The sequence below is a fragment of the Bacillus sp. FSL W8-0629 genome (assembly GCF_038593225.1).
GTDB classification, from domain to species: Bacteria; Bacillota; Bacilli; order Bacillales; family Bacillaceae; genus Bacillus; species Bacillus altitudinis.
Map to the genome: position 1 here is coordinate 1,066,601 of NZ_CP151975.1, position 11,329 is coordinate 1,077,929.

At 40.8% G+C, this 11,329-nt stretch carries 7 protein-coding genes; 5 read left to right on the forward strand and 2 right to left on the reverse strand.

Going from position 1 to position 11,329, the window contains the following annotated elements:
- Positions 1-192 precede the first annotated feature (192 nt).
- Entirely contained in the window at positions 193-1,335 is a 1,143-nt protein-coding gene (locus NSQ17_RS05395; RefSeq protein ID WP_007499137.1) for an AbrB family transcriptional regulator, read from the reverse strand.
- A gap of 275 nt (positions 1,336-1,610) precedes the next feature.
- On the opposite strand from NSQ17_RS05395, the gene NSQ17_RS05400 reads away from it, so the two are divergent.
- Genes NSQ17_RS05400 through NSQ17_RS05410 form a run of 3 tightly spaced genes read left to right on the forward strand, consistent with a single transcriptional unit; the run spans position 1,611 to position 3,333 of the window.
- Positions 1,611-2,033, forward strand: coding sequence for a BlaI/MecI/CopY family transcriptional regulator (locus NSQ17_RS05400; protein WP_007499135.1), 423 nt, complete (start codon positions 1,611-1,613; stop codon positions 2,031-2,033).
- Positions 2,026-2,865: a M56 family metallopeptidase gene (locus NSQ17_RS05405; protein ID WP_058337506.1), complete on the forward strand. Its 840-nt coding sequence runs from the start codon at positions 2,026-2,028 to the stop codon at positions 2,863-2,865. Before NSQ17_RS05400 ends, NSQ17_RS05405 begins: the two co-directional genes overlap by 8 nt.
- Positions 2,866-2,922: 57 nt before the next feature.
- On the forward strand, positions 2,923-3,333 hold the full coding sequence (locus NSQ17_RS05410) for a DoxX family protein (RefSeq protein WP_008348626.1): 411 nt from the start codon (positions 2,923-2,925) through the stop codon (positions 3,331-3,333).
- A 191-nt stretch (positions 3,334-3,524) separates the two neighbouring features.
- Here NSQ17_RS05410 and NSQ17_RS05415 read toward each other — a convergent pair whose 3' ends face one another.
- The gene (locus tag NSQ17_RS05415) at positions 3,525-3,971 is read right to left on the reverse strand and encodes a ferritin-like domain-containing protein (protein ID WP_007499129.1); all 447 of its coding nucleotides are present in this window, start codon (positions 3,969-3,971) and stop codon (positions 3,525-3,527) included.
- 166 nt (positions 3,972-4,137) lie between these two features.
- On the opposite strand from NSQ17_RS05415, the gene addB reads away from it, so the two are divergent.
- The gene (gene addB, locus NSQ17_RS05420) at positions 4,138-7,647 is read left to right on the forward strand and encodes a helicase-exonuclease AddAB subunit AddB (protein ID WP_342467929.1); all 3,510 of its coding nucleotides are present in this window, start codon (positions 4,138-4,140) and stop codon (positions 7,645-7,647) included.
- Complete coding sequence (addA, locus tag NSQ17_RS05425) at positions 7,625-11,329, forward strand: helicase-exonuclease AddAB subunit AddA (protein WP_342467930.1); 3,705 nt, start codon at positions 7,625-7,627, stop codon at positions 11,327-11,329. Before addB ends, addA begins: the two co-directional genes overlap by 23 nt.

The following is an 11,329-nucleotide window of genomic DNA, read 5'->3' on the forward strand; positions in this document are numbered from 1 at the left end:
CCTCGCATTCGTTGTCATGTCTGCGCTCCAGTGCTCACGAATGTCAAATTCGCTCCGCTCTGGTGCTCGACCTTCCTAGACTGCAAAGGTTTTCTATCACGCTGAAAAGAAGACAACGGGCTAAAATCAACATCATTTTAGCCCGTTGTCAGACCATCTGAAAGCCGCTCTGCTTATGCAAAGCGGCTCTTTTTATTTAGCGGCTTTATAATCAGTCTGTCTTTTTGCCCAGACATGATGTAAGAAACGAAAAAACGGTGGCAGCATGGCGATGACCAAAATAATTCTGACGACTTGTACAGCCACAACAAATGTGGAATCCTCATGAAGTGTAACAGCTGTTGTGGCCATTTCCGCAATACCGCCAGGCGAAAAAGCAAGAATGGCCGTAATGACAGAAATACCTGTTATTTCTGCAATGGCAATTGAACTGAGAACGGTCGCAGCAATCAATCCGGCTGAGCTGACGACGGCCACAATCAAGGTATTTTTTAGCCCGACAAACATTTGTTTATTCATTTTTGACCCGATGGTTGCCCCTAGAAATACTTGTGACGCAATGTTCGCTTGGGCTGGCCAGTAAGGAATCAAATCATGACCTGTCAAGGCGCCTGCCCCTACTTGGAGAGCCGCCACACCTAACATACTGCCGATCAGCCAAGGGGCGGGAAAGTGAAGACGCACGGCTAGGCGTGACATCAGCCATGCCCCTAAAATGAGTGCAGCAGTCCAAGAAATGTTTGATATTGTGAAAACGCCTGATGAGAAGGCGCTGCCTTGGGCGACTACCACATCTGATTGGCTTTTTGTATTTAAATAAAATACCGTAAATGGAATGGTCAGTACGACCATTAACACACGTATCGTTTGTACGAGACTCACTACAGCTGTATTTGCTCCAACCTCTTGGGCGATGCCTGGCATAGCGGAAAGACCGCCGGGGGCAGTGCCGACAAAGCTGGTCAGCATATCTGTTTTACTTAGCTTCCATAAGACAAACCCGGAGAGCATGGCTAATAAAATAGAAAAAACGAGCATGAAACTCACGGGAAGCCAATTTTCAGCGAAAATGTGAAGGACTTTCATGTTCATTTTTTGTCCTAGTTCGATTCCGAGAATGAATTGACCAAGGAGTAGCCATCTGCTGTGAATACGTAAGGTATTCTTTCCTTTACGCTGAAACAGGGCGGGACGGCGCAGGGCAATAAATGCAGCTGTCATTAATGTGCCAATCATCCAGCCGATAGACATCCCTGTTAGAGATAAAAGGAATCCACCTAAACCGCTTACCGCAATCAAAATGAGATCGGTTCGAAGGCTGTTTCCTTGCTTCATCACGTATAAACCTTCTTCCTGTATATTTGTTCAGTAAGTGAAATGTTGTTATCTTCACTATAATACAAAAGTCTCTATAAATAAAATACGAATTTTTTTAGTATTTTCATAAGATTATCTTATGGTTAACTCTGTTAGAAAAAAGATTGTTTTTGATATAAATGACATATAATTTTTTCAAAAACAAATACAATATACAACGATTTTCCCCTATTTTTGTTATCTGTTGACTATCATTTTCAATTACACTACAATGCTTAGTGTGAGGTGATGACATGAAAATTCCTTCTTTTAAATATAACGAAAAGGGATTGAACCGCTTTTTCGGTCCTTTAGAAGGAAGGATTATGGAGATCCTTTATCAAGGTGAGGATATGCCGATTAAAGAGGTACAGCAGAAGCTGTCAGATGAGAAGCCAATTAATTTCAACACGGTCATGACGGTACTCAATCGATTAACCGAAAAAGGAATTGTGGAAAAGAAAACAAAAGGGCGTTCATCTATCTATAACCCTGTTTTAACAAAAGAAGAATTTCTAAATGAGCAAACGAAATGGATTACTCAAGGACTGATGGATGATTTCGGCCCCCTTGCAGTCAATCATATGGTGGACGCAATTGAAAGTGCTGATCCTGAATTACTGAAGGTACTCGAAGCAAGGCTTGCATCCAAAAAAGAGGAGAAACGACATGATTAAAATGAAGTCGAGTCTGCTGTTTTTAGGCGGTATATTGATTGGCTTAGTGATCTTTTACCAGATGGGCTATTATGTACTCTCAAGCTTTTTTGGCTGGAATCAAGCATATAACCTGATCCATGTATGTCAATCTGTTCTCGAATTTTATGGATTCACTCCTTTAAAGTATTTTCTGGATGCGTTCGTCTTGTATACGCTTGGTTTTGCCGTTTTCTATATGACAAAGCAGGTCAGAAAGTATCTTCATTTCAAAAGAAATATGATGATGGCAGTCGATCAACATGCAACGCAAAGTCTATCAGACAATTATAGAAATGAGATCATTGTGTTTCATTGCCATGAACCGCTTGCTTTCGCAATGGGGATGCTTCGGCCAAAAGTGTATCTCTCAACAGCGCTTATAGACATGCTGGATGAAGGGGAAATCGATGCTGTTGTCTATCACGAATTACATCACAAATACAGCTACGATCCTTTAAAGACTTTCGCTTTCTCTATGCTCACAAAAGTGATTTGGTACATTCCTGTGTTAAAGCATATGAGACAAAGTTACTCCGTTTTTCGTGAAGTCATTGCAGATGACTATGCCATTCAGCAGACAGGGACTGAGCTTGGAGTAGGGCAAGCCCTTTTGAAACTCATTAAAAATAGAACCCAGTTTCAAAAACAAACGAAATTTGCCGTGTCCTTTGGAGACCGAGCATTGAATTTAAGAATCCAAAAAATCTTAAACCCAACATACAACATACCGTTCAATGTACCACTTATCCCAATTGTGACATCAACCATCCTCATGTTGGTCTTAATGATTATGCTCAACTTAAATTACTAATTTTTTTTACGAATGAACATTACATGATGTAGTGTGAAAATGGGAGGAAATCACTATATGAAAACAAATCAAGAAATAGGAACACTTTTTGTACGCGTCATCTTAGGCATTATTTTCTTTTTACATGGGCTTCAAGCATATCAAGGTGGACTAGGAGGCACTGCTGCATTTTTTGGTCAAATTGGTGTCCCAGAATTTATGGCCTATATTGTCAAAACAATTGAACTGGTTGGTGGAATTGCCCTGATTCTAGGTTTAGGCACACGTCTTTTCGCAGCTTTATTTGTGCCAATTATGGCTGTAGCCATTATCACAGTTGGTTTTGCAAGAGGATTTGTGGGCGGTTATGAATTTGAACTTTCTTTAATGGTCATGGCGCTTTACTTGACACTTAGTGGCAGCAAGATGCTATCGATTGATGGATTGTTAAAACAACAGCAGCAAAGTAATGAAGCAAAATTTCATTAAATAACAAAAAACTCCTTCTGCGATTTGTAGCAGAGGAGTTTTTTTATGGTCAAAAGGTCGTTTTATCATTAAAAAAGGAAAAGCGAAGAGGCGTTTTGATGATGACAGCCCTTTATTTAACATATTGAATGAGCAAAAAAGCAATTTCATTTTTTGACGGAACATACGATCTCCTATTAAAATAGGGGTAACTAAGAAACATGGTGCGTTAAAAGATATAGAAACCAGACGGCATGCTGCTGTTCATCTTGAGCAATACGCTTCATTAATTCCTTTGTTCCTTGATCACGGACATAGTCTGATACCGTTAAGTAAAAATCGACTGTTTTTTGTTCGTCTTTAAAGGCAAATAAGAGACCTTCCCTAAATTGGTCTGGACAAGGCTCTGTTATGCTTGGTTTGTGGTTTTTACCAGTCAAAGAATAGTATAGCTTTGTAAATAGCTGATAATGTCTGACTTCATCCTGACGTATTTCTTGAATGATTTTTTTCGCTTCAGGATTTTTTGCTTTTTGTGCAAGTTTTTCATAGCATTGGATCGCAGAATATTCGCCATTGATGGCCTTTTCAAGGTCTGCAATGATCCTTGTGTTTTGGCGCATGTCATATGGCGAGTAGTCATAATAACCGTAATACATGATATTGCCAGCCTCCTTTTAGATCATGATGGTTTATGATATGAAAAGAGTCGGGAAAGGTGCCTATTTTCTTTTCAATCGGAGGAGAAAGGGAAGGTGATAGGAAAATAGCTATTTACCTTTATTTTCGCTAGAATATGAGTACATAAGAAAGGTGTTGTGGAACGTGGAGATTCAGTTTTTAGCAGGCAGATCGGGGAGTGGAAAAACGACTGCAATTCTAGAAGAAATCAAAGAACAACTGCGGCTTGATCCGCTGGGTCCGCCAATCATTTTTTTAGTCCCGGATCAAATGACATTTTTAATGGAATATGAGCTTGCAAAAACGTCTGAAGCTGGTGGAATGATCAGGGCCAAAGTCTTTAGTTTTACTCGGCTTGCCTGGTCTATATTACAGCAGACTGGCGGTGCGAACCGTCAATTTGTCACAAGCACAGGGATTCAAATGCTCTTAAGAAAAGTAATAGAAGAACAGAAAGACAAGTTTAAGGTATTCAAAAAGGCGAGTGATAAACCGGGATTTGTTGAGCAAATAGAAAAGACGATGGCTGAATTCAAAAGGTACTGTATGATGCCGGAGGATATTGAAAAAATTTCGGTATCCAGCATGCATTCAGAGTATACAGAAGAAAGACGTGCGGCGGAAAAATTGCATGACCTTCATGTTCTTTATCAGCAGATGGAGCAGCATCTGCAAGATGAGTATGTGCACTCAGAGGATTACTTGACACTTCTGGCTCAGCAAATTCCTTTATCAGAAGAATTGAGAGGAGCACACATTTATATAGATGGTTTTTATCAGTTTACCCCCCAGCAGCTTCTTGTCATTGAACAGCTTTTGCTACATGCAGAAAAAATAACAGCTGCATTCACAGTGGATCGTTCCTATCATGACACGCAGCCAAATGAACTTGATTTATTTCGCATGACAGGTAAGACATATTCCCAGCTTTATCAGTTGGCTAAAGAGTGCGGAGCGGCTATTTCTGAGAACATTTTGGAGAGAAATAAGCGGCATCTTCATACCCCAGATCTAGCTTATTTAGAAAATCAATATGAACAGAGACCTTTGCAGCCGTATCAAGAAGAAACGCCTCACCTTACCGTATCGAAAAGTGCAAATAAACGAGCTGAAATTGAGGGAGTAGCGAGAGATATTCTTGATTTAGTAAGAGGGGAAGGTCTTAGGTTACGAGACATCTCAATTGTTGCAAGACATGTAGACGACTATAAAGATACGTTAAAAGAGGTGTTTCGAGATTACGATATTCCTTTCTTTATTGATGGAAATGAATCGATGCAGTATCATCCGCTCATTGAGTTCATTCGTTCGAGCCTCGATGTCATAAAAGGGAACTGGCGGTATGAGGCGGTGTTTCGCTGTGTGAAAACGGAGTTCTTATTTCCGCTTGAACTCGCCAAAAACAAAGCGAGAGAACAGGCGGATCAGCTTGAAAACTATTGTATTGCTTACGGTGTAAAAGGTGAACGCTGGACGAATGGTTCACGATTTCATTATCGCCGCTTCCAATCACTAGATGAAGATTTTGGACAAACCGATCAAGAAATAGAAATGGAGCAAATGCTGAATGATGTAAAAGAATGGATTGTTCCGCCTCTCTTTCAATTGCAAAAAAGATTGAAAAAAGCGCAAAAGCTAAGAGACATGGTGGAGGCAGTGTATATCTTTCTAGAAGAAGCCCAAGTGCCAGAAAAGCTTGAAAAGGCAAGGCTTGAGGCAGAAGAAGCAGGCAGGTTAGCTGAAGCGATGCAGCATGGGCAAGTGTGGGATGCTGTCATTCAATTGATGGATGAATTTGTTGAAATGCTGGGCGAGGAGGAGCTCTCATTTCCATTATTTCAACAGATGATGGATACAGGACTGTCCTCTCTCAAGTTTGCTTTGATTCCCCCTTCACTTGATCAAGTGTTTATCGGAAGTATGGATTTATCCAGAATGTATCAAGTAAAGTGTACGTTTGTCATTGGAGTAAATGATGGAGTTATACCTGCACGGCCCTCTGATGAAAGTGTATTGTCTGAAGACGACCGGGAATGGTTAAAGCGGGCAGGAGCAGAGCTGGCAGAGACAGGGAAGGAACGGCTGCTGGATGAACAATTTTTGATATATCAAGCGCTGTCCAGTCCATCGCACTACCTGTATTTATCCTATTCAGCTTCAGATACGGAAGGGCGGTCTCTTTTGCCTTCGACCCTCATCAAGTATTGTGAGGAACTGATGCCAAACCATCAGCAAGCCCTCTATGTGTTAGATCCAGAGCAGTTGGATGATCAGGAGCAATTAAAATTTGTAACAAACGAGCATGTCTCGTTATCCTATACCGTTTCGCAGCTGCAACAATGGCTCAATCAATATCCGATCAGCGGCGTATGGTGGAGTGTATATAATCATTTGATGACCTCGTCCAACCGTGACGTATCAAAAAAAATCATGTCCAGCTTGTTCTTTACCAATAGAGCGAAACGTTTAAAGCCGAATGTCACAAAAGAACTTTACGGTGACCATATTCAGGGCAGTGTTTCAAGAATGGAGAAATTCAATGCATGTGCATTTTCTCATTTTGCTTCCCACGGGCTAAAACTAAAAGACCGACAATTTTACAAATTAGAAGCACCTGATATCGGCCAGCTCTTTCACTCGGCTTTAAAACTGATTTCAGATACGCTTGTTGAACAAAAAAAGGATTGGAAAAACTTAACGAAGGAAGATTGTGTGACCTACTCAAGGCATGCAATTGAACAGCTGGCTCCACGTCTGCAAAAAGAAATTTTATTAAGCTCTAATCGGCATGCTTATATAAAAGAAAAGCTTCAAAAAATCCTCATCAGGGTGTCTTCTATATTAAGCGAACATGCAAAAGTGAGCGGATTCTCTCCGGTTGGACTTGAGTTAGGTTTTGGAGGTCAAGGACCTCTGCCGCCGTTTACTTTTCAATTAAAAAACGGCTGCACGATGGAGCTTGTTGGAAGGATTGACCGAGTGGATAAAGCAGAAGGGTCAAAAGGACTTCTATTAAGAATTGTCGACTATAAGTCCAGTGAGAAGGGGCTTGATCTAGCAGAAGTTTACTACGGTTTAGCCTTGCAAATGCTCACTTATTTAGACCTGACCATTACGTATTCTAAAGAATGGCTTGGCATGGAAGCGACACCGGCAGGAATTTTATACTTCCATATTCATGACCCGCTGATTCAAGCGCCTATTCCGCTTGGAGAAGATGCAATTGAGCAGGAAATATTGAAGAAATTTAAAATGAAGGGTCTATTGCTCGAAGATGTGGAAGCAGTGAAGTTGATGGATCAAACACTCGAATCAGGAAGATCACAAGTCATCCAAGCTGGTTTGAAAAAGGATGGTTCTTTCCGATCTGACTCTGCGGTATTAAGTGAAGATCATTTTCACATTCTCACAAAACACGTTCGGCGAACCTTTGAAGAGGCAGGAGAAAGAATTACAAGCGGTGAGGTAGAGATAAACCCATATAAATTAAAGGATCAAACCCCTTGCCGCTTTTGCTCCTTTAAGTCTATTTGCCAATTTGATGAATCAATAGAAGATAATGAATTTAGGGTGCTCACCTCTGAGAAGGATGATGTCATGTTAGACCGGATCAAAAAAGAAGGGGATCAGTATGCAAATACCAAAACCGAATAACAGTACTTGGACAGATGACCAATGGAACGCCATCGTTTCAGAAGGACAAGATATTCTTGTTGCTGCGGCGGCAGGGTCAGGGAAAACAGCGGTCTTGGTTGAACGGCTCATTCGAAAAATGACTCGGCCGGAGCAGCCAGTTGATGTGGACAGGCTGCTCGTAGTGACTTTTACCAATGCTTCAGCAGCAGAAATGAAGCACCGGATCACTGAAGCACTTGAAAAAGAACTATCTAAAAACCCTGGATCACTTCATATGCGGAGACAGCTGTCACTTATGAATCGTGCCAATATTTCTACCTTGCACTCCTTTTGTTTGCAAGTTCTTCGCACTTTTTATTATGAGATTGACCTTGATCCAGGTTTTCGTTTGGCTGATCAAACAGAAGGAGAATTATTAGGAGATGAAGTGTTAGATGAACTGTTTGAGGATGAGTATAAGGCTGGAAAGCCGTCATTTTTTGAACTCGTTGATCGTTACACATCTGATCGGCATGATTTAGATCTTCAATGGCTTGTCAAAAGAATTTATGAGTTTTCTAGGTCACATCCAGCGCCCGAACAATGGATGCGGGCATTCCTTTCTCTTTATGATGTGGATACACAGACAAAGGTAGAAGAATTACCCTTTTATCCATATATCAAAGAGGACCTTTCTCTCGTTTTAAGAAGCTGCCAGGAACTGCTGGAACAAGCGCTCACTTTATCAAAAGAGCCGGGCGGTCCAGCACCGAGAGCAGAGAATTTTATAGATGATTTAGAGCAAGTAAATGAATTAATAAGGCATCAAGATGATTTTGAGACACTTTATGAGCTTTTACCAACTATCAATTTTAAAAGGTTAAAGACTTGCAAAGGGGATGACTATGACCCAGCTCTGTTAGAAAAAGCAACAGATGCACGCAATCAAGCCAAAAAACAATTAGAAAAGCTAAAAGATGAATACTTTATGCGCAGTCCCGATCAGCATTTAAAAAGCTTGGCTGAAATGAAGCCAGTTGTAGAAACACTTGTAGAGCTTGTGATTCAATATGGAGAGCGTTTCGAAAGAGCAAAACAAGAAAAATCAATCGTAGACTTTTCGGATCTAGAACATTATTGTTTGCGCATTTTAGCGAAGCAGGACGCAGAAGGAAATCTCATTGAAACAGAAGCGGCTAAATACTATCAACAGCAATTTGAAGAAGTACTCGTGGATGAATACCAGGATACAAATCTTGTCCAAGAAACGATTTTAAAGCTTGTGTCTAAAGGGAAACAACCGGCAGAAGGCAATCGCTTTATGGTTGGTGATGTGAAGCAGTCCATTTATCGCTTTAGACTTGCAGAGCCGATGCTCTTTTTAAATAAATATAAACAATTTAAAGCAGATAACAAAGAAACAGGTAAAAGAATTGATCTAAATAAAAACTTCCGTAGCCGGGCTGATGTTTTAGACAGTACCAACTTTCTGTTCAAACAGCTGATGGGAGAAACAGTTGGAGAAATTGAATATGACGAACAAGCTGAATTAAAGCTTGGAGCGAGTTATCCGCAAAGCGAAGACACGACGACAGAAATGCTTCTTGTTCATTTAGATCAGCACGACACAGAAAGCGATGAAGAACGAGAAGAGCTAGAGACGGTACAATTTGAGGCGAGAGTGATTGCAAAGAAAATAAAAGAATTGGTAGAACAGCCTTTTCAAGTGTACGATGCAAAACAGCAGCTGACACGCAACTTGCAGTATCGAGACATTGTGATCTTGCTTCGATCAATGCCGTGGGCTCCGCAAATGATGGAAGAGTTGAAGAAGCAGGGAATCCCTGTTTATGCGAATCTTTCCTCAGGCTATTTCGAAGCGACAGAGGTATCTGTCATTCTTTCTTTGTTAAAAGTGATTGATAATCCATATCAAGATATTCCGCTCGCTGCTGTTTTAAGGTCACCTCTTGTTCATTTAGACGAAAATGAGATGGCACTGATTAGAACCAGTGATAAAAAAGGCACTTATTATGACGCTGTGAAGGCATTTATGAGTGTGACACACTCTGATCATCCGACATGCAGAAAGCTGGAGCGATTCTTCCTTCAATTACGCAAATGGCGTGATTTTTCGATTCAGCATTCGGTAGCAGAACTGATTTGGGAAGTGTACCGAGATACACAATATCTAGATTATGTCGGCGGGATGCCAGGAGGTAAGCAAAGACAGGCAAACCTTCGGGCTTTATATGATCGAGCGAAACAGTATGAAAAGGCTGCATTTAGAGGGCTGTTTCGATTTCTTCGATTTATTGAAAGAATGCAAGAGCGTGGAGATGATCTTGGAGCGGCAAAAACGTTCAGTGAAACAGAGGATGTTGTCCGCATGATGACCATTCATAGCAGTAAAGGACTCGAATTCCCTGTTGTATTTACTGCAGGACTTGGCAGAAACTTTAACATGATGGATTTAAACCAGTCCTATTTGCTCGATAAAGAATTAGGTTTTGGCAGCAAATATATTCATCCTGAGCTGAGAATTAGTTATGCAACATTACCGCTGATCGCGATGAAAAAAAAGATGAGAAAAGAGTTGTTATCTGAAGAACTGAGGGTTCTATATGTGGCGCTCACAAGGGCGAAGGAAAAATTATTTTTAGTCGGCTCTGTCAAAAATCAAGTGAAAGCTTTAAGTAAGTGGCAAAATGCCGCAAACGGAGACGACTGGCTTCTCCCTGATTTTGAACGTTATCAAGCGAGAACATACTTAGATTTTATTGGCCCTGCCCTTATCCGTCATCAAGCGATGTCTTCTCTTTTAGAAGAATCGAGAGAAGTCGTTCTCTCGCATCCATCATCATTTTCTATCACCTTTCATCAAGCGTCCGATCTTCTACAAGAAGACATGTCACTTGAAAAACAAAAACAAGACGAAGTGCTACAAGCATTAATGGAAGGTGTGCCTGTTCAAGGATATGGCGATTACGAGGAGGAAGTAAAAGAAAGACTTTCATGGCGTTATCCATATTTAGCGGCCTCCCAAGTAGGGACAAAGCAGTCAGTTTCCGAGATCAAAAGAATGAAAGAAATACAGGATGAATACAGTGTGCCTGCTTCCATTCGAAAAGCTCATGCGACACTGTACGAACGACCGGCTTTTATGAAGAAAAAAACACTCACAGCTGCAGAACAAGGGACGGCCATGCATACAGTCATGCAGCATATACCTCTTCCTTCAAATGAACCATATGATGAATCTCGTGTAGAAGAGCTGCTCCATTCTTTAAAAGAGAAAGACTTACTAACAGATGAACAAATCCAGTCCATCAATCGAGAAGGAATTGTGGCCTTCTTTTCTACTGCTATTGGTCAAAAACTGCAGAAAGCGGACTGGGTGAAACGAGAAGTATCGTTTAGTATGGTTTTACCGGTTAAAGAGGTATACAGCCATATTGATGCAGAAGGTGAACCTGTGCTCATTCAAGGAATGATCGATTGTTTATTTGAAGCAGATGGCAAGCTCTATTTACTTGATTATAAAACAGATCGAGTGACTGGCAGATTCTCAGGTGGATTAGAGGAAGCTGAAGCGATGTTAAAAAAACGCTATGAAACGCAAATATCGTTGTATACAGCAGCGGTAGAACGTTTAACAAACAGAACATTAGAGGAGAAAATCCTTTATTTCTTTGATGGAAATCTAGAAATTTCTTTATAG

Coding starts and splice junctions, on each gene's coding strand:
- NSQ17_RS05410 (WP_008348626.1), top strand. CDS start 2,923: ATGAAAACAAATCAAGAAATAGGAACACTTTTTGTACGCGTCATCTTA.
- NSQ17_RS05395 (WP_007499137.1), bottom strand. CDS start 1,335: ATGAAGCAAGGAAACAGCCTTCGAACCGATCTCATTTTGATTGCGGTA.
- NSQ17_RS05405 (WP_058337506.1), top strand. CDS start 2,026: ATGATTAAAATGAAGTCGAGTCTGCTGTTTTTAGGCGGTATATTGATT.
- NSQ17_RS05415 (WP_007499129.1), bottom strand. CDS start 3,971: ATGTATTACGGTTATTATGACTACTCGCCATATGACATGCGCCAAAAC.
- NSQ17_RS05400 (WP_007499135.1), top strand. CDS start 1,611: ATGAAAATTCCTTCTTTTAAATATAACGAAAAGGGATTGAACCGCTTT.
- addA (WP_342467930.1), top strand. CDS start 7,625: ATGCAAATACCAAAACCGAATAACAGTACTTGGACAGATGACCAATGG.